Annotated in this window: 14 protein-coding genes, 1 tRNA gene and 2 pseudogenes; 3 read left to right on the forward strand and 14 right to left on the reverse strand. The window is 60.4% G+C overall.

Translation table 11 applies throughout. The features are described from left to right. Positions 1 to 2 precede the first annotated feature (2 nt). Positions 3 to 89: transfer RNA gene (locus ACU688_RS27345), tRNA-Leu, on the forward strand. A 46-nt stretch (positions 90 to 135) separates the two neighbouring features. Here the strand turns inward: ACU688_RS27345 and ACU688_RS27350 are convergent. The 3 genes from ACU688_RS27350 to ACU688_RS27360 are packed head-to-tail and all read right to left on the reverse strand — an operon-like array spanning position 136 to position 5,669. Next, positions 136 to 1,671, reverse strand: a complete 1,536-nt coding sequence (locus tag ACU688_RS27350; protein ID WP_448187129.1) for a surface lipoprotein assembly modifier — start codon at positions 1,669 to 1,671, stop codon at positions 136 to 138. Between the two features lie 28 nt (positions 1,672 to 1,699). Then, positions 1,700 to 2,533 (reverse strand): Slam-dependent surface lipoprotein, encoded by an 834-nt coding sequence (locus ACU688_RS27355; protein WP_448187130.1) that lies wholly within the window; start codon positions 2,531 to 2,533, stop codon positions 1,700 to 1,702. A 58-nt stretch (positions 2,534 to 2,591) separates the two neighbouring features. Continuing rightward, positions 2,592 to 5,669, reverse strand: coding sequence for a TonB-dependent receptor domain-containing protein (locus tag ACU688_RS27360; RefSeq protein WP_448187131.1), 3,078 nt, complete (start codon positions 5,667 to 5,669; stop codon positions 2,592 to 2,594). Positions 5,670 to 5,880: 211 nt separating this feature from the next. Here ACU688_RS27360 and ACU688_RS27365 point away from each other — a divergent pair, with 211 nt between their 5' ends. Then, the gene (locus ACU688_RS27365) at positions 5,881 to 6,894 is read left to right on the forward strand and encodes an extracellular solute-binding protein (protein WP_017734966.1); all 1,014 of its coding nucleotides are present in this window, start codon (positions 5,881 to 5,883) and stop codon (positions 6,892 to 6,894) included. After that, entirely contained in the window at positions 6,894 to 8,459 is a 1,566-nt protein-coding gene (locus ACU688_RS27370) for an ABC transporter permease (RefSeq protein WP_448187132.1), read from the forward strand. Before ACU688_RS27365 ends, ACU688_RS27370 begins: the two co-directional genes overlap by 1 nt. A gap of 99 nt (positions 8,460 to 8,558) precedes the next feature. On the opposite strand, the pseudogene ACU688_RS27375 reads toward ACU688_RS27370, so the two are convergent. From ACU688_RS27375 to ACU688_RS27425, 11 genes and pseudogenes are all read right to left on the reverse strand, one after another. Beyond that, a pseudogene (locus ACU688_RS27375) lies at positions 8,559 to 9,074 on the reverse strand (methyl-accepting chemotaxis protein); the annotation flags it as partial. 390 nt (positions 9,075 to 9,464) lie between these two features. Next, positions 9,465 to 10,520 (reverse strand): annotated as a pseudogene (locus ACU688_RS27380) (methyl-accepting chemotaxis protein); the annotation flags it as partial. Between the two features lie 112 nt (positions 10,521 to 10,632). Next, positions 10,633 to 11,922: an adenylosuccinate synthase gene (locus tag ACU688_RS27385; RefSeq protein ID WP_124525554.1), complete on the reverse strand. Its 1,290-nt coding sequence runs from the start codon at positions 11,920 to 11,922 to the stop codon at positions 10,633 to 10,635. A gap of 54 nt (positions 11,923 to 11,976) precedes the next feature. Then, positions 11,977 to 13,164 carry an ATP phosphoribosyltransferase regulatory subunit gene (locus ACU688_RS27390; protein WP_448187133.1) on the reverse strand — a complete coding sequence of 396 codons (1,188 nt, stop codon included), beginning with the start codon at positions 13,162 to 13,164 and terminating at the stop codon, positions 11,977 to 11,979. A gap of 293 nt (positions 13,165 to 13,457) precedes the next feature. Further along, positions 13,458 to 14,324: a protease modulator HflC gene (hflC, locus tag ACU688_RS27395; RefSeq protein ID WP_448187134.1), complete on the reverse strand. Its 867-nt coding sequence runs from the start codon at positions 14,322 to 14,324 to the stop codon at positions 13,458 to 13,460. Then, positions 14,324 to 15,499 (reverse strand): FtsH protease activity modulator HflK, encoded by a 1,176-nt coding sequence (hflK, locus tag ACU688_RS27400; RefSeq protein WP_017734960.1) that lies wholly within the window; start codon positions 15,497 to 15,499, stop codon positions 14,324 to 14,326. The genes hflC and hflK overlap by 1 nt, the downstream gene beginning before the upstream one ends. Before the next feature lie 96 nt (positions 15,500 to 15,595). Continuing rightward, positions 15,596 to 16,897 (reverse strand): ribosome rescue GTPase HflX, encoded by a 1,302-nt coding sequence (gene hflX / locus ACU688_RS27405; RefSeq protein WP_017734959.1) that lies wholly within the window; start codon positions 16,895 to 16,897, stop codon positions 15,596 to 15,598. A 12-nt stretch (positions 16,898 to 16,909) separates the two neighbouring features. Continuing rightward, positions 16,910 to 17,170, reverse strand: coding sequence for an RNA chaperone Hfq (gene hfq, locus ACU688_RS27410; RefSeq protein WP_016976904.1), 261 nt, complete (start codon positions 17,168 to 17,170; stop codon positions 16,910 to 16,912). A 94-nt stretch (positions 17,171 to 17,264) separates the two neighbouring features. Beyond that, positions 17,265 to 18,236 carry a tRNA (adenosine(37)-N6)-dimethylallyltransferase MiaA gene (miaA, locus tag ACU688_RS27415; RefSeq protein ID WP_207041114.1) on the reverse strand — a complete coding sequence of 324 codons (972 nt, stop codon included), beginning with the start codon at positions 18,234 to 18,236 and terminating at the stop codon, positions 17,265 to 17,267. Continuing rightward, positions 18,236 to 20,152, reverse strand: a complete 1,917-nt coding sequence (gene mutL / locus ACU688_RS27420; RefSeq protein ID WP_448187135.1) for a DNA mismatch repair endonuclease MutL — start codon at positions 20,150 to 20,152, stop codon at positions 18,236 to 18,238. Before mutL ends, miaA begins: the two co-directional genes overlap by 1 nt. Then, entirely contained in the window at positions 20,152 to 21,573 is a 1,422-nt protein-coding gene (locus ACU688_RS27425; RefSeq protein ID WP_026136555.1) for an N-acetylmuramoyl-L-alanine amidase, read from the reverse strand. The genes mutL and ACU688_RS27425 overlap by 1 nt, the downstream gene beginning before the upstream one ends. Positions 21,574 to 21,582 lie beyond the last annotated feature (9 nt).

Below are 21,582 nucleotides of genomic sequence, written 5' to 3' on the forward strand. Positions count from 1 at the left end.
ATGCCCAGGTGGTGAAATTGGTAGACACGCCAGCTTCAGGTGCTGGTGATCGCAAGGTCGTGGAAGTTCGAGTCTTCTCCTGGGCACCAAATTCAGATCAAACCCGCGAAAGCGGGTTTTTTCGTTTCTGACCTCCTAAAAACTCTTTTCTACTTTGAGTGCCACTTCGGTCTGGCGGTAGGTGTATGCCCAGTCGATGCTGCTCGCATTGACCGTGCGCTTGACGTAAAGGCTGGGCACCAGGCCGGCGAACTTGAAACGCGGCACAGCCAGGTTGGCGATATAGATCTGCTGGCGATCCTCACGCAGGCCGCCGAGAAAAGAGTCCGCCTCGTCATAACGCGTACGCCGGTACAGCGCGGTAGCATTCAGATTGATCCCCACATCAAACATCCGATACAGACCCAGGCTGGCCATGTACTCCTTGTTGCTGGCCGACTCCTGCGGTTGGGTGCGCCGCGTGTAGGTCAGGCCGCCGTAGACCAGGGTATGGCTGCCCAGCAGGTAGGACGCGGAACCGCCCACCATGCGCTCGTCGTAATTCTCGAAATAATCCCGCTCTTCGCCCTGGAAACGAAAATGCTTCTGTTGCGCCTGGGCGGTAAGTTGCAGGCGCTCGGTCAGGGTGTGCTTCCACTCGGTGCGCAGGCCCGTCGCTTGGTACTTGTTATGCCGGTCACCCCAGTAACTTTCGAACAGCGGTGAGACCGACACATCATCCAGCGCACTCAGGTAGTTGTAGCCGACGTAGATCACGCTGGTGTTGTCGTCGTAGTAGGTCTGCGGTTCGTCTTCCTTGTGCCGATGGTAGTAATTGCCGTAACTCAGCCCGCGCACCAGCAGGTGGTGGTTGCCCTCGATCTGGAAGCGCCGCTCGGCCACGGCGTCATACACCAGGCTGGAGGATTTGATTGGCACGGGCATCTTGCGGTTGGTCTCGATGCACTCGAAAAAACTACACACCTGAGTACGCGTGGTCATGCCGTTGCCCTGGTTGATATTGCTGTTGTAGCCAGTACCCATCGACACCGAACCATGCCAACTGTCGCGCTCGCGCAGTGCGCCTTGATACCCCTCCAGCACCGGCACCACCTGTTCGGGCACCGTGCTTTGCGCCACTTCTTCAAACAACGCCTTGGCTTCGCGGGACTGATTATCTTCGAACAACGCCCGCGCCAGCTCCAGCTTCGCCCGGGCGAATGACGGGTTTTGCGCCACCGCCCTGCGCAGGCTGGCAATCGCCTGACGGTAATGCTTCTCCTGACGGGCCAACATGCCCTCGGCCATCGACACCAACGCCGGCTCATGGCCGGGCAACTGCCGGTAGCGCTCGACGAACTGGCGCACCTTGGACCACTGCTGCAGGTTCAGCGTGACGTAGATCGCAGGGCCGAGGTCTTCCAGGGTGTTCTGTACGTTGTAGGTACGGCCCTCAATGGTGATCAGCGAGGCGTTGTCCTTGGCCGGGTCGGTATCCACCAGATGGGCGCGCTCGCGCTCGGCCATGGTGCGATCGATCTTGTTCAGCAGTTGCCGGGTGTCGTCTTCATCGGCCCAAGCGGTGCAGGCCAATGAACTGAGGAATAGGGTTAAAGCAAGCCGCAGGGGCAGGCACAGGGGCATGTGGGTCAGATCCAGCGAAGGGACGATGATGAAAAAGGGAGAGATCAACTCTCCCTTTTCTGACGCGGGGTTTTAGTTATTGCTTCTTGCCGCCGAAGGCGACGCTGGCGGAGGCCGTGCCGTTGTTGTAGATGCCGGCCAGCGCCTCAGCACCCGAACCGTAGAACTGCCCCTTGATGTAACCGGAAGCGTTCTGGAAGGAGCCGTTGGACGCGATATTGGTACCGGTAAAGTTGACCGTACCTGCGCCACCAGCAATGGAGCCCGCCAGCGTACCGCTGCTGCCGCCATAGTTAGCGGTCAGAGTGCCCGAAGAAACGCTTGGCGCACTTGGATCAAACCGCTTGATCCCGACCACGTCGTACTTGGCGTTAACCAAGGTCGGCATAGCGGTAGTCGCGTTTTCACCGGCGTAGAACACCGTACGGTTGGCGCTGGTCAGGTTCAGATCCGTGCTGTTATCGGGCTGAACGCCGGTTTTACGCGGAGCCCATTCACCGAAGTACACTTCGACACCTGGCACCTTGGCGATCACTTCACCGCCAAACTGCGGGAAGTTAGGCAGCGGGTCGGAGATCTGGCGGTAGGAATACACTTGCGTGCCGTAGGCGACGGAAGATTTCCAAGTTTCGGAGATCTTCACGTTGTTCATCACGATGTGCGCGGATGTAGTGCCGGCTGTCGGAATCAAAGCGTTGGTTTGAGCGATGGGGCCGCTTTTGAAACTGACAATTTTGCTGGAGTCAGCCGTGCCACCCACAACAGTTGGCATCGCGATTCCAACTTCGCCAGCACCTTGCAAGTTAGACGGACCCACCGACACATAAGTCGTGGAAGACCCGCCCGTCACAGCAGCAAAACTGGTCGAAGTGGCAAGTGCCAGAGCAGTAAACATAAACAGCTTTTTCATAACAACTTCCTAGTTAGAATGATAAAAACCACTGTTTTTGATTAAAAACAGCAAAAAATCAGAATCGCGCGGTCAAACCAAGTTTCATGGTTCGACCTGGCGCCGGCATCATGACGCGAGCCAAAGGATCTATGTAATAGCGATTGGTCAGGTTATTGACACCAAAATCCACATCTAAATTCTTGTTTACGCGATAACTGGCGTAAGTATCAAACACCCAAATGGGATGCCAATTAAATGGCCGGTTATAACCATCTACATACTGCACGCCATTGCGAATCCAATCTTCTTCATCTTTGTTCACGGCACTGCTGTGATAAACCATGCGCCCGCCCAACTCGAGACGCTCGTTGAACAATCGCACACCGCTGTCTAGGTTCAGCGAGTACGTCGGCTGCATACTGCTGCGCGAGAAGGTGGTCGGGAAACCGGCGGTCACGCAAGTTGAGATGGCCGTATTGTAATAAGGGTCCAGTGTTGCCGCGTAATCCTTGTCGCACAACTTTTGTTTCAGACGATAACTTGCAGAAAAATTACTGAAATACCTGCCACTGTCAAAGCGTGTTTGCAACTCAATACCCGAGTACATTTTCTTGTCATATTGAACAATCGCAAAATTGTAGTCACGATCAACGAAGTCTCGAATGGTATTGTCGTAATAATTTATTTTGAAGTCGGCGTGGCGTAAACTTTTAAAGAAACCGGTCAAATCGTGCACATAACCCACTTCCCAATTATAGGAATGTTCTGGACGCATTGCGTTATTCGACGCGCTCGAACCGAAAGAACTCCCCCCGTAAGCTTGCGTATCCTCGTAAATGGACGCGAAACGGACAAACTCTGTATAGCGCGCATAAATCCGCGCACGCTCACTCAAAAAAATCGTCGCCCCAGCCATAGGGGCCCAAGCGCTGTCCTTGCGCTTTTTAGGAAGAGCCCATCTGTTCGTAGGCGGCTCACTCGGGATGACAATGCCTGAATTGCCTTTATTGACTACATACTTGGCATAGTCCCCAGAGCTGCCTTGGGGGTCAGTCACTTTTTCCTGAAGATTAATGGTGCCATTCAAAAAAGGATTATTTGAGCGATCCAACGTAAATCCATTAAAGGGCACCTCGACAACTTCTTCTGTATAACGCACCCCATTGATCGTGTCCTTGGCGAGCATCCCCGGAAGGTACTCCTCTGACTCAATACCGTCGGCGATAGATTGATAGACAATATCCAGATATCGCTGATTCTCGGCATCCGTCATAACCCGCTGATACGTAAAACTCTTCGTAACCGCGCTTCCATTAACTTGCCAACCCTGATCCTGATTCTCCCGATGCTTCTTAAGCCCCGTATCCATCGAGTTGTAATCGCTATACCGCGCCCCCGCCGTCAACAACAACCACGGCGTCGGCGTCCAATCGGCACTGAACGCAAAGTTATACTGCTGCCGCTCACCACTGCGCGGCCCCATATAGCGATTGCCATACGTGAATTGAGTTGACGAGCGCCCTTGCGATGCATCGGTCTGATCCAGCTTCTCTTCGCTGAAATCGCTGGACAGCGTCAACGCTACATCATCGCTCAACTGCAACTTGTTGCTCACATTCACGCCCCAGCGATCATGCTGGGAAACTTGCAGGGCCTTGGCGTAAATCGAATAACGCCCATCGGTGTTCGGCAACTTTTCCGGCGCAGTTCCGCAACGGCTGGGGTTGGCGCCGGCCTGGCACTGCACATAGTTATTCCACGCCACGTCCTGGTCTCGCACATCGTGGGCCGAGATGCCGTAGACGTCGTCGCCGTTCTGATGCCGCCGCGTATTGCTGCGAGTCATCCACAGCCCGGTCTTCAGATCGATCAGCGGATTTTCCGGGTTCCAGTTGTAAGTCAGGTTATAGGTGTCTTGCTTGAGTTCGCTGTAGGGCATTTGCAGGCCGATGTTGTTATCACCGGCCTTGGCCAGCCCCACGTAATAATTGACCAAGTAAGGCGAACTCTCACCGTACTCCGACTCGTTGTGCATATATGAGAGCTTCAGACTTTGCTCATCGGACAGGTAGAAAGTGCCCTTGAGCAATGTTGTGCGCATCTCGCTGGAGGTGTTGGCGACTTCGTGACCAGGCAGGTACAGATTTGCCATGTAGGCCTGCTGGTTGGGGTTTCCCGAGGACGAGTTGGCATCGGCCTTGGCGTCGCTGAACCAACTGTCGGTCTTGTAGCGCTTGGCCCCGCCCTTGCCACTGAAGTAATTGCCCTTGCTGCGGTAGCTGTAGGCCGCGAACAGGTCGAAGTTCTCCTGGCGTGTCCCGGTAGCCAGTCGAAACGCGTTGTCTTCAAAGTTGAAGTTGCCGGAGTGCTTGCCGGTATTCGGGCTGAATTCAGTACCGCCGCCGCCCTGGGTGAAGACCAGGTTGCCGTCGTAGCCCGCATAGGCGCCCGGAATATCGCGATAATCACGCCCGAGAGTCTTTATTGCGGTCTCGTCGGGCTTCACCGAATTAGTCCCGGTTTCCGTCTTGAGCTCTAGCGCAAAGGTTTCACCGGGCCGCAGGATGTCATCCAGGTCGAGGGTCTTGATCTCCACCGAACCACCCACGCCGCTCTTGATATCCGGGTTGAGCGAAGGCCCCTTCTCCACCGAAATACTACCGATCATGTTCGGATCGATGTAATTGCGGTTGGCCACGCCCGCCGAGCCCATCCACACCGCCGTGGCCTGCTCGGTGCCATCAACGGTGACCGGAATACGCCCTTCGCCCTGGATGCCCCGGATGTTCGGGTCCAGCGCGCCGCTGTTGCGCGAGTCACCGCTGTACACGCCGTTGAGGCCCTGGAACACATCCGCCACGCTGGTGCCCTTGTAGTGCTCCAACTCGGTCTTGCCGACATAGACGTTGGACACATCCTTGGCGAACACGTTGTTCTGCCCGCGCTCATCCTTGGTTTCAAACTCGCCGTTGACTTCGATGGCTTGCAGTTCGTGCTCGGCCTTCTCTTCGACGCCGCCGGGCAACTCAATCGGGGTGGAACCCATCTTGATCGGCGTATCAGCGCAGACATACGGCGCGGAAAACGCCAACACAATCGAGCAAGCCAAAGGCTTCAAACGGCTTAAGGACGGGGGTGGGCCAAAGGCGGACATAGCGGGAACCTGTAGTGGTCATGCACTGCGATAGGCCCTCTCGGGCGACGCAGTGATACTACTCACAGATACGAATCAATCTCACTTGGCTTTGTATGCAGAACGAAGTAATTCCTATGCGGTCGGTGGTTTTCCCTCGGAACGGCCCTTGAGAAACAATATCGTTTATCATTGTTTCCAGATATGTAGCCGTAAGCGAGGATGTACCCGCATGACGATTCGCAACAAACCCCTTCTGCGCGGCCTGGCCGCTTCTCTGCTGAGCCTGGTGCTTGGCGCCTCCACCGCAATGGCCGCCGACCCGGTCACCCTCACGCTCTACAACGGTCAGCACAAGGAAGTCGGCGATGAACTCGCCAAAGCCTTCGAAGCCAAGACCGGCATTCACGTCAACGTGCGCAAAGGCAGCAGCAACCAGCTGGCCAGCCAGGTCGTCGAAGAAGGCGCGCGCTCCCCGGCCGATGTGATCTACACCGAAGAATCACCGCCGCTGAACAAACTCGGCGAGCAGGGCATTCTGGCCAAGATCGACGCCAGCACCCTCGACGTATTGCCCAAGGACTACGTCGGCGCCAATGGCGACTGGATGGGCGTGACCGCGCGCACCCGCGTCGTGGCCTTCAACCCGAAACTCATCGCCGAGAAAGACCTGCCCAAGTCGGTGCTGGATTTCGCCGGCCCCGAGTGGCAAGGCAAGGTCGGTTTCGTGCCCACCAGCGGCGCGTTCCAGGAACAGGCCGTGGCGATCATCAAGCTGCACGGGCGCGACGCCGCCGAAGAATGGCTGACCGGCCTGCGCGCCTTCGGCAAGGTGTACAGCAACAATATGGTCGCCCTCAAAGCCGTGGAGAACGGCGAAGTGGCCACCGTTCTGGTGAACAACTACTACTGGTTTGCCCTGAAAAAGGAAAAGACCAATCTGGATTCGCAACTGCACTACTTCACCGATGGCGACGTCGGCGGCCTGATCACCGTGTCCTCGGCGGCGGCGCTCAAATCCAGCAAGCACCCCAAGGAAGCCCAGCAACTGCTGGCATTCATGGCCAGTGAAGAAGGCCAGCGCGTGATCACCAACACCTCGGCCGAATACCCGCTGCGCAAGGGCATGGAATCCAGCCGTGGCCTCAAGCCATTTAGCGAGCTGCAACCGCCAAAAGTCACCCCCGCCGACCTGGGCAACGCCGAAGAAGCCCTGGACCTGGAACGTGACGTTGGCTTGAACTGATGAACCCATCGCTCTCCGCCCCCGCCCTGCGCGGGGGTTTCAGCCCACGGCGCAAACGGCCGTCGATCTGGCTGCTGTTGCCCGTGCTGTTCCTGGTGGGCCTGAGCCTGCTGCCGCTGGCGTATGTCGGGCTCAAGGCTTGGCAGGCAGGCTGGGCCGAGGCCGTGCATCTGTTGTGGCGCCCGTATGTGTTTGGCCTGCTGCGCAACACCCTGGCGCTGATGGTGGGCGTGACGCTGACGTGCGGCGTGGTCGGGCTGTCGCTGGCGTGGTTGCTGGAGCGCAGTAACTTGCCGGGGCGACGCGTCTGGGGGGTGATCCTGTGCCTGCCGTTTGCGGTGCCGGCGTTTGTCAGCAGTTTTACCTGGGTGTCGCTGAGCGCCAGCTTCGAAGGGCTCGGCGGCGCGATCCTGGTGATGAGCCTGTCAAAGTACCCGCTGGTGTTTCTGCCGGTGGCGGCGACGCTGCGCAATCTTGATCCGTCCCTGGAAGAGTCCGCGCGCACCCTGGGGTTGAATCGCTGGGGCGTGTTCTGGCGCGTCACCCTGCCCTTGTTGTGGCCATCGCTACTGGCCGGGGCGCTGTTGATTGCGTTGCATATGTTGGTGGAGTTCGGTGCGCTGTCGATCATTGGCTTGCAGACATTCACCACCGCGATCTACCAGCAATTCGAACTGGAATTCAGCAACGCCAATGCGGCGATGCTCTCCGCAGTGCTGCTGGTGATGTGCCTGACGCTGCTGTGGCTGGAGCTGCGCGTACGCGGCAAGGGCCGGCACGTGCGCATCGGCCAGGGCGCGGCGCGGCATGCCGAGCAGGTACGCTTGGGCAAGTGGGCGCCGTTGGGGCAAGTCTATTGCCTGGCGCTGGCGATCATCGGCAGTGGCATTCCGCTGGGGATGCTCGGCTATTGGCTGGCGGTCGGTTCGTCGGCAGCGTTTCCCGTGGCCGCGATCAGTGAGGCGCTGCTGTCCTCCCTGGCGCTGTCCCTCGGCGGCGCGGCACTGTGCCTGGTGCTGGCGGTGCCGGTCGGGTTGCTGGTGGTGCGTTACAAAGGCCAGTTGGCGATATGGGCCGAGCGCTTGCCGTACCTGCTGCACGCCCTGCCCGGCCTGGTGATTGCGTTGACGCTGGTGTATTTCGCGCTGCACTACGTGCCGGCGCTGTACCAGACGTCGGCGTTGTTGCTGATTGCGTATGCGCTGCTGTTTTTGCCCTTGGCCCAGGCGCCGATCCGTACGGCGCTGAACAAGGCCGCACCGCAATTGGAAGAGGCCGCGCGCACGTTGGGCGCGTCGTCGTTCGGCGCATTTTGCCGGGTGACCTTGCCGATCATCTTTCCGGCGCTGGGGGCGGCGTTTGCGTTGGTGTTTCTGGATGCGATGAAGGAATTGACCGCGACCTTGCTGCTGAGTCCGACGGGGTTGAATACCCTGGCGACGGCGGTGTGGGCGCATACGTCGAATGTGGAGTTTGCGGCGGCTGCGCCGTATGCGGCGTTGTTGATTTTGGTGTCGGGGTTGCCGGTTTATTTGCTGACGACGCGGATGTATCTGAGTCGCTGAGACCGCTATCGCAGGCAAGCCAGCTCCCACATTTTGATTTGTGAACACAGTCAAATGTGGGAGCTGGCTTGCCTGCGATAGGGCCGGAACAGACGAACTTTAAGCCCGAAACTGCCCCAGGCTGGCCTTCAACTGCGCCGCCAACCCATCCAGCACCTTGCCACTGGCCGTGGTCTCCACCACCGCCTGCGCAGCACGCTCAGCCTGGGCATGAATCACCTCGACCCGCCCACGCACAGCATGCGCGCCCTGGGCCTGATGCTCCGCCGCCCGCGTCGCCAACCCAATCGCTGCATGCACTTGTTCCACCGACGCCTGCACCGTCTGCTGCAAACGCACACTGTCGCGCAGCACCAACAGACCTTCATTGGCCTGACGCCCGGCCTTGCCGATGGTTTCCACCGCTTCCCGCGCGCCTTGCTGCAACGCGACGATATGCGCCTGGATATCACCGGTGGAGCTCTGGGTCTTGCTGGCCAGCGCACGCACTTCGTCCGCCACCACCGCAAAACCACGCCCGGTCTCGCCAGCACGTGCCGCTTCAATCGCGGCGTTGAGGGCCAGCAAATTGGTTTGCTCGGCGATGCCGTGGATCACCGTCAGCACCACTTCAATCTGCTCGCTCTGCTGCGCAAGGCGCTCGATCACCTTGGAGCCAGCCTGCACCTGCCCCGCCAGCGCTTCGATCAGCTCGCCCACTTCGGTGGAGGTGCGGGAGTTTTCATCCGTGGCCTGGCGAATATCCACCACCTGCTGCAATGCAGCCTGCATGGCATGGCTTTCGGCCTGGGCCTCGTCGGCCATTTGCGACAGCGCGCGCAGGCTCTCGGCAACCTCGTCGCGCTGCAAACCGGCGGCCGCGTCGGCGCCGGCGTTGCGCAGGGTCATGGCGCCGATTTCCACGCCAGTGCGCTGGGCCACATCGCCCGCTTCACGCACGATGGGCTGCAACTTATCCACAAAGCGATTGACCGCCGAGGCCATGTCGCCGATTTCGTCCTTGCTGCTGATTTGCACACGCTTGGTGAGGTCGCCCTCGCCCGCCGCCAGGTCGTCCATGGCGGCAATCAACAGCTTTAGGCGATTGACCACACGACGGCCGAGCACGATGGCGATCAGCAGCAATACGCCCAAGCCAACCAGGGCCAGGCCCATGCCGATGCGCCAGCGCAGGGTGCCGGCGGCCTCTTGTACGGCGCTGCTGGTGTTGGCGGTCATCTGGGTGGCGGTGGCTTGCGCCGATTGCAGGCGTGCGCCCATGGCGGTCGCGCTGTCGGCGGCGGCGCCCTTGAGGCTGTCGCCCACCAGTTGGTCGCCGCTGGCGATCAAGGCGGCGAAACGCTTGTCCAGCGCTTGCAGGTCGGCCTCTACCGAAGCGGTCGAGACACCCATGAGGACCTTGCCGATTTCCACGCCGTTGGGGCTGATCGACGCCTCGACGTAGTACACCGACGGGTCGTTTTTGGCGGCATTCAAGACCTTGTCCAAAGCGCGGTCGCCCTGGCCTTTTTCCAGCAACGCCTTGTTGATCGGGTTTTCCCGGTTCAGGTAGCGGGTCAGGTGCTCACCCGCCGCGTCGTCGTAGACCACAAACAATACGTTGGGATTGCGTTGGGCACGCCGGGCGAATTCCGACAACGTCGGCACATCGCTGTCCCACATGGCGCGCGGCGCCACCGAGGCCAGCAGTTGAGCCATGTCATTGGCGGAGTCTTTCAGGTCTTTTTCCAGGGTCGCACGCAGTTGCTTCTGCTCTTCCTGCAGGCGCGTCGACAATCCTGCCGTCAGACGCTGGCGCGTGCTGGTGGACAAGCTGTCGAGGCTGGACGTGACTTCCTTGCCGGCCTGGGCCAATTCGCCAGAGAGTTTCTGGCTGTCGATACCCAGGCGATTGCTCAAATCAGCTTCCAGCGCGGTCACGGTGCTCCGCGTCAGAGCGACGGCCACCAGCACTTGCACCAAAAGGGCGATACCTAGGGTAACGAACACCGGCCGCAACAGACGGCTTTGTAACAATGAGAGAACGGCAGACATCGGGAATCCCTCCACCACGGGTGCCATTAAATTGATAGCACCGCGAAAGAGACAACCGAAGCAAAGGTCGTGCCGCCCGGACGGCAGAAACGACAAAGGGCTCCCGAAGGAGCCCTTTGCTTTTTACATCAACAGCTTATTACGCGAACGGGTGACGCAGAACGATGGTCTCGTTGCGGTCCGGGCCCGTCGAAATAATGTCGATCGGCGCGCCGATCAGCGCTTCAACACGCTTGATGTAGGCACGGGCGTTAGCCGGCAGTTCTTCCAGGGTCTTGGCGCCCACGGTCGATTCGGTCCAGCCCGGCACTTCTTCGTACACAGGCTGCAGGCCTACGTAGCTGTCGGCGTCGGTCGGCGCCACATCATTACCGTTGGCGTCTTTGTAGCCGACGCAGATATTGATGGTTTCCAGGCCGTCGAGTACGTCCAGCTTGGTCAGGCAGATGCCCGAGATGCTGTTCACATCGATAGCGCGACGCAGGATAACGGCATCGAACCAGCCGCAACGACGGGCACGGCCGGTGGTTGCGCCGAACTCGTGGCCTTGCTTGGCCAGGTGCGCGCCGACTTCGTCGAACAGCTCAGTCGGGAACGGACCCGAACCTACGCGAGTGGTGTAGGCCTTGGTGATGCCGAGGATGTAGTCCAGGAACATCGGGCCAACGCCGGAACCGGTGGCAACGCCGCCAGCGGTGGTGTTGGAGCTGGTCACGTACGGGTAGGTGCCGTGGTCGATGTCCAGCAGGGAGCCTTGGGCGCCTTCGAACATGATGTCTTTGCCAGCGCGACGCAGGTCGTGCAGCTCAGCGGTCACGTCCAGCATCAGCGGCTTGAGCAGCTCGGCGTATTCCTTGCACTCGGCCAGGGTCTTGTCGAACTCGATGGCCGGCTCTTTGTAGTAACCGACCAGCATGAAGTTGTGGTAATCCACCAGTTCACGCAGCTTGTCTTCAAAGCGCGGCATGTTGAGCAGGTCGCCCACACGCAGGCCACGACGAGCAACCTTGTCTTCGTATGCCGGGCCGATGCCGCGACCGGTAGTACCGATCTTCAGCTCGCCACGGGCCTTTTCACGGGCCTGGTCCAGCGCAACGTGGAAGGACAGGATCAGCGGGCAGGACGGGCTGATACGCAGGCGCTCGCGCACCGGTACGCCTTTCTCTTCCAGCTTGATGATCTCGCGCAGCAGGGCGTCAGGTGCAACCACCACGCCGTTGCCGATCAGGCACTGCACGCCTTCGCGCAGCACGCCCGACGGGATTAGGTGCAAGACGGTTTTTTCGCCATCGATGACCAGGGTGTGGCCAGCGTTGTGGCCACCTTGGTAGCGCACTACGGCGGCAGCATGTTCGGTCAGCAGATCAACGATCTTGCCTTTGCCCTCATCACCCCATTGGGTGCCCAGGACTACGACATTCTTACCCATAACACTTGTCCTCATTCGCGCAAACTTGGTGCCGGCGATGGCCGGCAGGAAAACTCAAGAAGCCAGTGGCGATACTTGCCAAAGCCCGTTCTGCTGAATCAATTGCCGGTCGCAGTCCGCTTCACGGGCGGCGGCCAATGGCTGCCCAGGCAAGGCCTGGACGACACGCTGACCCTCACTGCGCAACTGGCAAACCTGCTGCCAGAGTGCTGCGTCCGTACTGTCGGGCATCCAGATGCCACCAGACGGTAGCTCGACCTCAGCACGCCCCAGGGTCACCAGGGTTTTCAAATCGGTAGAGAAGCCAGTCGCCGGACGGGCGCGACCGAAATCGGCGCCGATGTCGTCATAACGACCGCCCTGGGCGATGGCTTGGCCAACGCCCGGTACAAACACCGCGAACACCACACCGGTGTGGTAGTGGTAGCCGCGCAACTCACCCAGGTCAAAGTACAGCGGCAGCTCTGGGAAGCGTGCCGACAACCGCTCGGCAATCGCCAGCACGTCGTCCAGCGCAGCCAGTACCGGCGCCGGCGCCTTGGCCAGACGCTCACGCGCCGCCACCAGCACTTCACGACCGCCGCACAGGTTCACCAGTGCACGCAGCATCTCGGCCAAGTCCGCCGGCACGCCTTCGGTCAAGGCGATCACTTCATCGATGGCCTTGCGTTGCAGGGCATCGAACAGCTGTTGTTCCACTTCACCGGACAAGCCGGCCGCACGCGCCAGGCCACGGTAGATACCGACGTGGCCAAGGTCCATGTGGACATCCGGCACGTCAGCCAGTTGCAGCATGGCCAGCATCAAGCTGATCACTTCAACGTCACTGCTCGGGCTCGCATCACCGTACAACTCTGCGCCCAGCTGGATCGGGCTACGGGAAGACGACAATGCACGCGGCTGTGCATGCAGCACGCTGCCGGCGTAGCACAAGCGGCTCGGGCCTTCGCGACGCAGGGTGTGCGCATCGATGCGCGCCACTTGCGGCGTGATGTCGGCACGGAAACCCATTTGCCGGCCCGATTGCGGGTCGATGACCTTGAAGGTGCGCAGATCCAGGTCCTGGCCCGCGCCGGTCAGCAGGGATTCCAGGTACTCGATATGGGGGGTCACGACAAACTCGTAACCCCAGCTCTGGAACAGATCCAACACCTGGCGACGCGCTACTTCAATGCGCGCAGCTTCTGGTGGCAGTACTTCTTCGATGCCATCTGGCAGCAGCCAGCGGTCTACCGTTGCCATTACGCCAATCCCCTTTGATCCGGGCGGCCAGCCCTCGGCCGAGCCTTGAGTGAAGCAGAAAATACCCGTCTCCTGCATAAACCACGCGCAAGAGCGACGTGACGAACGGCCTGTAATCGGCCTCGTCAGGCACTTTCCTCGAAAAACCTGTCACGCCTGCCGAATCAAACATGCAGACGCAAAAAAGCCGGGAATTTCCCGGCTGCCGCATCATACACCCGTTTTCTGAAAGGATCACCCCGCCAGGCGTTTTAGCCGCCCGACGGAGTGTGTCCTAACCAGTGACGAGCTGATTACTTGGCTTTTTCCAGGTAGCGGAAGAAATCGCTACTTGGGTCCAGCACCATGACGTCGGTTTTGTTCGCGAAGCTTTCACGGTAGGCACGCAGGCTACGATAGAACGCGTAGAACTCCTGGTCCTGGCCGTAGGCCTTGGCGTAGATCGCTGCGGCCTGGGCATCACCATCACCACGGGCCACTTCGGACTCGCGATAGGCTTCTGCCAGCAGTACACGGCGCTGACGATCGGCATCCGCACGGATACCCTCGGCCAGCTCGTTACCCTTGGCGCGGTGCTCACGAGCTTCACGCTCACGCTCAGTGCTCATACGCTCAAAGACGCTGCGGTTCACTTCCTTCGGCAGATCAATGGCCTTGACCCGGACATCAACCACTTCGATGCCCAGCTCTTTTTCCGCCATTGCATTCAACGAACGCGTGATGTCAGCCATCAGCGCGTCACGTTCACCGGACACCACCTCGTGCAGGGTGCGCTTACCAAACTGGTCACGCAGGCCCGACTCAAGACGGCGCGACAAACGATCGTCGGCGACAGGCTTGCTACCAGAAGTTGCCGTATAGAAACGCTCGGCATCCTTGACGCGCCACTTGGCGTAGGCGTCAACCATCACGGCTTTCTTTTCCAGGGTCAGGAAGCGCTGTGTCGGTGCATCCAGGGTCATCAGGCGAGCGTCAAACTTGCGCACCTGGTTGACGAAGGGGACTTTCACATGCAGACCCGGCTGGACATCCGCCTGGACCACGCGACCGAATTGCAGCATCACCGCGCGCTCGGTCTGAGACACGATGTAGAAGCAGTTCCAGGCCGCGATGACCACGACGACGCCCACAATCAGGGCGGTCAGCGATTTATTGCTCATCAACGACTCTCCCTGCTACGTGTTTGCTGTTGCAGCAAGTCAGCGGCCGCACGGGCGCTTGCTTCGTTGGCAGCGGCTGTCGAACCGGTAGCCGGTGCGCTGGTGCTGCTACGACCACCTTCGATCATCTTGTCCAGCGGCAGGTACAGAAGGTTGTTCTGCCCACCTTTGTTGCCGGTCACGAGAACCTTGCTGGTGTTGCTGAAGACTTCCTGCATGGTGTCCAGGTACAGACGCTCACGGGTAACTTCCGGTGCCTTGCGGTACTCGGCGACCAGCTTGGTAAAGCGATCCGCCTCACCCTTGGCGCGGGAGACCACTTCGTCACGGTAACCGTTGGCATCCTCGAGGATACGCTGGGCCTGGCCACGGGCTTCCGGCACGACGCCGTTGGCGTAGGTTTCAGCCTGGTTGCGCGAACGCTGCTCGTCTTCACGCGCGCGGATCACGTCATCGAAGGCTTCCTGCACTTCACGCGGTGCCGCTGCGCTCTGTACGTTCACCTGGGTCACGGTGATACCGGTGCGATAGGTATCGAGGAAGCGCTGCAGGCGTTCCTTGATTTCGCTGGCCATCAGTTCACGGCCTTCGGTCAGCACCTGGTCCATGGCGGTGGAACCCACCACATGGCGCAGGGCGCTTTCGGTCGCGTGCTGCAGGCTGACTTCAGGCTGATCAACGTTCAGCACGAAGTCTTGCAGGTTGCTGATCTTGTACTGCACGGTCAGCGGCACTTCGACGATGTTCTCGTCTTCGGTCAGCATCTGGCCCTGCTTGGTATAGGCACGCTCACGCGTGACGTTTTCCATGTACTTCTTGTCGATCGGCGGGAAGTAGATGTTCAGGCCCGGACCGACAGTCTCGTAGTACTTGCCGAAGCGCAGCACCACGGCTTGTTCCTGCTCGTCCACGACATAGACGGCGCTGTACAGCCAGACGGACGCCAGCACGACAAGACCCAGGCCCAGCAGGCCGTAGCCGCCGCCCTTGCTTGTGCGACCGCCGTCGTCACCACCACGTTTTTTTCCACCACCGAACAACCCATTCAGGCTTTCCTGCAGCTTTCGGAAGGCCTCGTCGAGATCTGGTGGCCCCTTGCGGTCGCCATTATTGCGGCGTTTACCACCCCAAGGATCCTGATTATTCGAGTTGCCACCCGGCTCATTCCAAGCCATAGCGCTCTCCATCTGATAAAGCAAAGACGCACCCACGGCGCGCCGACCAATGCTACAGAATGCCTGCTACTGCGGCACAACCGCTTTCGGAGGCTTTTATTGCAAAGTGTGTTGTTCGATGAACTCTGTCGGTACAACGCCTTCACGACTGACCAGCCGATTAAGCTCCGTGCGCGGCAATCGAACGGCCAGCAAGCTGACACCTTCTTCGTCGTATTCTTCTTTCTGTACTGCGCCCAGCTCGAAGAACTGTGCACGCAGTCGAGCAAAACGCTGGGGCAAGCGCAAGGTGCCGACGAACAAATCACTGCCCAGCAACTCGGCAATGGCTTGTTCAAGCAGCTCCAGGCCACTGCCATCACGCGCCGACAGCCAGACCCGCTGGGGCTTGCCGTTCTCATCGCGCTGGATTTGTGGCTCAACGCCTTCAAGCAAATCGAGTTTGTTATAGACCTCGAGGATCGGCAAGTCCTGGGCACCAATCTCGCCCAGCACCAGCATCACCTGCTCGATCTGCAACATGCGATCCGGTTCGGCCGCGTCGATCACGTGCAACAGCAGGTCGGAATTGCTCGACTCTTCGAGCGTAGACCGAAATGCCTCGACCAGCTTGTGGGGCAAGTGGCGAATGAAACCCACGGTGTCGGCCAGGACAATCGGCCCCAGGTCGTCAAGATCCAGACGACGCAGGGTCGGATCGAGCGTGGCGAACAACTGGTCGGCCGCATAGACGTCGGATTTGGTCACGTTGTTGAACAGCGTGGACTTGCCGGCGTTGGTATACCCCACCAGGGACACGGTAGGGATATCTGCGCGGGAACGGCCACGGCGCGATTGCTCGCGCTGGCTGCGCACTTTTTCGAGGCGGCCCTTGATCTGGCGCAGGCGCACCCGCAGCAGACGGCGGTCGGTTTCCAGCTGGGTTTCACCCGGGCCACGCATGCCGATACCGCCACCTTGACGTTCAAGGTGAGTCCAGCCGCGAACCAGCCGGGTGCTCATGTGGTCAAGCTGGGCCAGTTCAACCTGGAGCTTGCCTTCATGGGTACGGGCGCGCTGGGCGAAAATATCGAGAATCAGACCGGTACGGTCGATCACGCGACACTCGAACACACGTTCGAGGTTACGTTCCTGACTGGGCGTGAGGACGTGATTGAAGATCACCAGATCGGCTTCTTCGGCGTGGACCAGGTCGCGCAGTTCCTCGACCTTGCCGCTGCCAATCAGGAATTTGGCGGTTGGCCGATGACGCGGTACGTTAAAAAACGCAACGGTCTCGGCGCCGGCCGAATTCGCCAACTCCTGAAACTCCTGCGGATCTTCGCGCGCCTCAGGGTCCTGTCCATCCAAGTGAACGAGGATTACCCGCTCACCACCACCGTGGCGCTCAAAGAACAAAGGAGACTCCTATCAGGCGTTACCTGGCTCAGCGTCAGCTGCTTCATCACCCGCTGCACTTGGCAGACGGATTGGACGCACTGGAACGACTGTCGAGATAGCGTGCTTGTAGACCATCTGGCTGACGGTGTTTTTCAGCAGGATCACGAACTGGTCGAACGACTCGATCGTGCCTTGCAACTTGATACCGTTGACCAGGTAGATGGAAACCCCCACTTTCTCTTTACGTAAAGTATTCAAGTAAGGGTCTTGTAGCGAATGCCCTTTTGACATGTGCCGCACTCCTTTAAGGATCAATAATAAAAAATCGGAAAATAGATAGCTCAAGGCCGTCACACCCCCAAGGATAGACGGCAATTGCAAGGACTCAGCTCAATATGGAGACCGTTCCCAAGTATTTCAAGGCGCGTGACAGATTGTCGCTGTCCAGGCTGTCCAGCCAGTGCAAATCGCTCCAGCTGCGCAGCCAGGTGAACTGGCGCTTCGCCAATTGGCGCGTGGCAATGATGCCGCGCTCCTGCATTTCGGCTGACGTCAGCTTGCCATCCAGATGCTCCCAAACTTGGCGATAGCCTACAGCACGTATCGAAGGCAACCCTAGATGCAGGTCACCTCTGGAACGCAGTGCTACGACCTCGTCCACGAACCCCTGTTCCAACATAATTGTGAATCTTTGTGCAATACGGTCATGCAGCACCTGGCGATTCGCCGGGGCAATGGCCAGATTCGCCACAGTATAGGGCAATTGTGACCGTCCAGATGCGCCTGCGTCGGCACTTTGCGCAGTTTGTTTCAGCCGATGTTCAGTCATGGTCTGGCCGCTCACACGCCAGACTTCCAACGCGCGGCTGAGGCGCTGCGGATCATTGGGGTGAATGCGCGCGGCGGATACCGGGTCAATGGCCGCCAATTGGTCGTGCAAGGCTTGCCAGCCAAGGCGTGCAGCCTCTTCCTCAAGCTCGGCGCGCACCTGGGCGTCGGCCGCCGGCATATCCGCCAGGCCTTCCTGCAAAGCCTTGTAATAGAGCATCGTGCCGCCCACCAGCAGCGGAATATTGCCGCGCGCGGTGATCTCGGCCATGGCGGCCAGGGCGTCGGTGCGGAAATCCGCCGCCGAATAGCTCTCGGCCGGGTCGATGATGTCGATCAACTTGTGCGGATACTCGGCCAGCAGCGCTTTGGAAGGCTTGGCCGTGCCGATGTCCATGTCCCGGTAAACCAGGGCAGAGTCGACGCTGATCAACTCGCAGGGCAGCACTTTGCTCAGCTCGATGGCCAAGTCGGTCTTGCCTGCGGCCGTGGGGCCCATCAGGAAGATCGCGGGGGGCAAGGCACTCATCAGCGACCGCGCAAGAACAGTTTGTCCAGATCGTCCAGGCCCATTTGGGTCCAGGTCGGTCGGCCATGGTTGCATTGCCCGCTGCGCTCGGTGTTTTCCATGTCGCGCAGCAGGCCGTTCATCTCCGGCAGTGCCAGGCGGCGGTTGGCGCGGATGGCACCGTGGCAGGCCATGGTGCCGAGTAGCTCATTGATATGCGCCTGCACGCGGTCGCTGGTGCCGTATTCCATCAGGTCGGCGAGCACGTCGGCGACCAGACGGTTGGCTTCGGCCTGCTTGAGCAGCGCCGGGATCTGGCGGATGGCCAGGGTTTCCGGGCCCAGGCGTTGCAGCTCAAAGCCGAGTTTCTGGAACACGCCGGCATGCTCTTCGGCGCAATCGGCTTCGCGCTGGCTGACCGCCAGGGATTCCGGCACCAGCAGCGGCTGGCCGCTGAGGCCTTCGCTGGCCATGGCAATCTTGAGGCGCTCGTACATGATCCGCTCGTGGGCGGCGTGCATGTCGACCAACACCAGGCCGTGGGCGTTTTCCGCAAGGATATAGATGCCCTTGAGCTGCGCCAGTGCGTAGCCCAGCGGCGGAATATCACCGCCACCTTCCGGCAAGGCAACCGCAGCACCCGGCTCGGCGCCCGGCAGCGGCGCGAAAAACTCGCGATACGCCGCCTGCGCTTCAGCCACCGGCACTGCCGATTGCGGACGCGGCGTGTATTGATATTGATAGCCCGCACCCGCGCCAGAACCCGGCGCGGCGAACGACGGCTGCGGCGGCGTCGATTGCAGCAGGTTGCCGGCCAGGCTCATTTCGCCCTGCGGGCCAAACTCGCCCGCCTCCGGCCCACTCGGCCGCACCACGGCCGTGACGATCGGCGCACCCAGATGATCATCCGGGCGCACATCGCCCAAGGTGCGGTGCAAGGTGCCATAGAGGAAGTCATGCACCATGCGCCCATCGCGGAAGCGTACTTCGTGCTTGGTCGGGTGCACATTGACGTCCACCACCGAGGGGTCGACCTCGAAGAACAGTACAAACGTCGGGTGCCGCCCGTTGAACAGCACGTCGCGATAGGCCTGGCGCACCGCGTGGGCCACCAGTTTGTCGCGCACCGCGCGGCCGTTCACGAAGAAGTACTGCAAGTCCGCCTGGCTGCGGGAGAACGTCGGCAAGCCAACCCAGCCCCACAGGCGCAAACCGTTGCGCTCGATTTCAATCGGCAGCGCCTGCTCCAAAAAGCCCGCGCCACAAATCGCCGACACCCGGCGCGCACGCGCGGCTTCGTCGTGGGCTTCGTGCAGGCTGAGGATGGTCTTGCCGTTGTGGCGCAAATGAAACGCCACATCGAAACGCGCCAGGGCCAGGCGCTTGATGACTTCTTGCAGGTGATCGAATTCGGTTTTTTCGGCCTTGAGGAATTTGCGCCGCGCCGGGGTGTTGAAGAACAGGTCGCGCACTTCCACCGAAGTGCCCACCGGATGCGCCGCCGGCTGGACCCGGGGCGCCATGTCGCGGCCTTCGGTTTCCACCTGCCAGGCCTGTTCGGCACTGCGGGTGCGCGAGGTCAAGGTCAGGCGCGCCACCGAACTGATGGACGCCAACGCCTCGCCACGAAAACCCAGGCTCATCACCCGTTCAAGGTCTTCGAGGTCGCGGATCTTGCTGGTGGCGTGACGCGCCAGGGCCAGCGGCAGGTCATCGGAAGAGATGCCGCTGCCGTCATCGCGCACCCGCAGCAGCTTGACGCCGCCCTGTTCCACGTCCACGTCGATGCGCTTGGCGCCGGAGTCGATGCTGTTTTCCAGCAACTCCTTGATCACCGAGGCCGGGCGCTCAACCACCTCACCGGCGGCAATCTGGTTGGCCAGGCGAGGGCTGAGCAGCTCGATACGCGAGCCGTTGTTCAAGACTGATTCACTCATTACTGTGCTGCCAATTCGGTGCCGGGGATGGTCAACACCTGGCCGACTTTCAACTCATCGGTCTTCAGGCTGTTGGCGCTGCGCAACGTCGCGGCCGAGACTTGGAAACGCACGGCCAGCATGGCCAGGGTGTCGCCCGGTTGCACGCGATGGTCACGCGGGCCCTGGGCGATCTTGCCGGAGTCGCGCAGCCAGGCGATATACGTACCCGGCGGCGGGTTTTGCTGGAAGAACTGGCGGATACCCGCGCTGATCGAACGCGCCAAGGCCTGCTGGTGACTGGCGCTGGCCAGCTTCGAGGCTTCGTTGGCGTTGGAGATAAACCCGGTTTCCACCAGGATCGACGGGATGTCCGGCGACTTCAACACCATGAACCCGGCCTGCTCCACGCGCTGTTTGTGCAACGACGTGACCCGGCCGATGTTGCTCAGGACTTTCTGGCCGACGTTCAGGCTGGAAGTCAGCGAGGCGGTCATCGACAGGTCGAGCAGCACGCCCGCGAGCATTTTATCCTTGTCATCGAGGGACACGTTGCCGGCCCCGCCGATCAAGTCGGAACGGTTTTCGCTGTCGGCCAGCCAACGGGCGGTCTCCGACGTGGCGCCACGGTCAGACAGGGCAAACACCGAAGCACCAAACGCGGCGGTGGAAGGTGCGGCGTCGGCGTGGATCGAGACGAACAGGTCGGCGCCCTTCTTGCGGGCGATTTCGGTACGTCCACGCAGCGGGATGAAATAGTCGCCGGTGCGGGTCAGCTCGGCGCGGTAGCCCTTCATACCGTTGACCTGGCGTTGCAGTTCGCGGGCAATGGCCAGCACCACGTCTTTTTCATGCTGGCCGCGCGAGCCGGAGGCACCCGGGTCTTCGCCGCCGTGGCCGGCGTCGATCACCACGATAATGTCGCGCTTGCCCGCCGGGGCAGGTGGCAGCGGCGGCAGCTTGACCTGCGGCTGTGTCGGGTTGACCGGCACCGCAGGCACCGTAGCGACGCTCGGCGGTGGCGCTGGCGGCGGGTTGGCATCGGCGGCGTTGTCGAACAGGTCGACCACCAGGCGGTTGCCGTACTGGGCGTTCGGCGCCAGCACAAAGCTTTTCGGGGTGACGGTCTTTTTCAGGTCGATGACCACCCGCAGGTCGGTCGGCGTACGCTGGGCCGAGCGCATGGCGGTAATCGGCGTGTTGGCGGTGGAGACTTTCAGCGGCGCGGCCAGGGTCGCACCGTTGATGTCGATCACCAGGCGATCGGGCGCCGTCAGGGTAAAGACGCTGTGCTGGACCGGGCCAGACAGGTCGAACACCAGTCGCGTGTTATCCGGCGCTCGCCACAGGCGCACACTTTTTACCTGTGAAGCAGCCAGAGCATTGACAGTCATTGCCGCAAGCAACACCCCTACGACAGCAACCAACGCGCGAAAGCGCATACCTAACCC

The organism is Pseudomonas acericola (SeqCode) (genome assembly GCF_053456465.1).

Coding starts and splice junctions, on each gene's coding strand:
- hfq (WP_016976904.1), bottom strand. CDS start 17,170: ATGTCAAAAGGGCATTCGCTACAAGACCCTTACTTGAATACTTTACGT.
- ACU688_RS27355 (WP_448187130.1), bottom strand. CDS start 2,533: ATGAAAAAGCTGTTTATGTTTACTGCTCTGGCACTTGCCACTTCGACC.
- ACU688_RS27360 (WP_448187131.1), bottom strand. CDS start 5,669: ATGTCCGCCTTTGGCCCACCCCCGTCCTTAAGCCGTTTGAAGCCTTTG.
- ACU688_RS27390 (WP_448187133.1), bottom strand. CDS start 13,164: ATGGCAACGGTAGACCGCTGGCTGCTGCCAGATGGCATCGAAGAAGTA.
- ACU688_RS27425 (WP_026136555.1), bottom strand. CDS start 21,573: ATGCGCTTTCGCGCGTTGGTTGCTGTCGTAGGGGTGTTGCTTGCGGCA.
- mutL (WP_448187135.1), bottom strand. CDS start 20,152: ATGAGTGAATCAGTCTTGAACAACGGCTCGCGTATCGAGCTGCTCAGC.
- ACU688_RS27385 (WP_124525554.1), bottom strand. CDS start 11,922: ATGGGTAAGAATGTCGTAGTCCTGGGCACCCAATGGGGTGATGAGGGC.
- ACU688_RS27370 (WP_448187132.1), top strand. CDS start 6,894: ATGAACCCATCGCTCTCCGCCCCCGCCCTGCGCGGGGGTTTCAGCCCA.
- hflC (WP_448187134.1), bottom strand. CDS start 14,324: ATGAGCAATAAATCGCTGACCGCCCTGATTGTGGGCGTCGTCGTGGTC.
- ACU688_RS27365 (WP_017734966.1), top strand. CDS start 5,881: ATGACGATTCGCAACAAACCCCTTCTGCGCGGCCTGGCCGCTTCTCTG.
- hflK (WP_017734960.1), bottom strand. CDS start 15,499: ATGGCTTGGAATGAGCCGGGTGGCAACTCGAATAATCAGGATCCTTGG.
- miaA (WP_207041114.1), bottom strand. CDS start 18,236: ATGAGTGCCTTGCCCCCCGCGATCTTCCTGATGGGCCCCACGGCCGCA.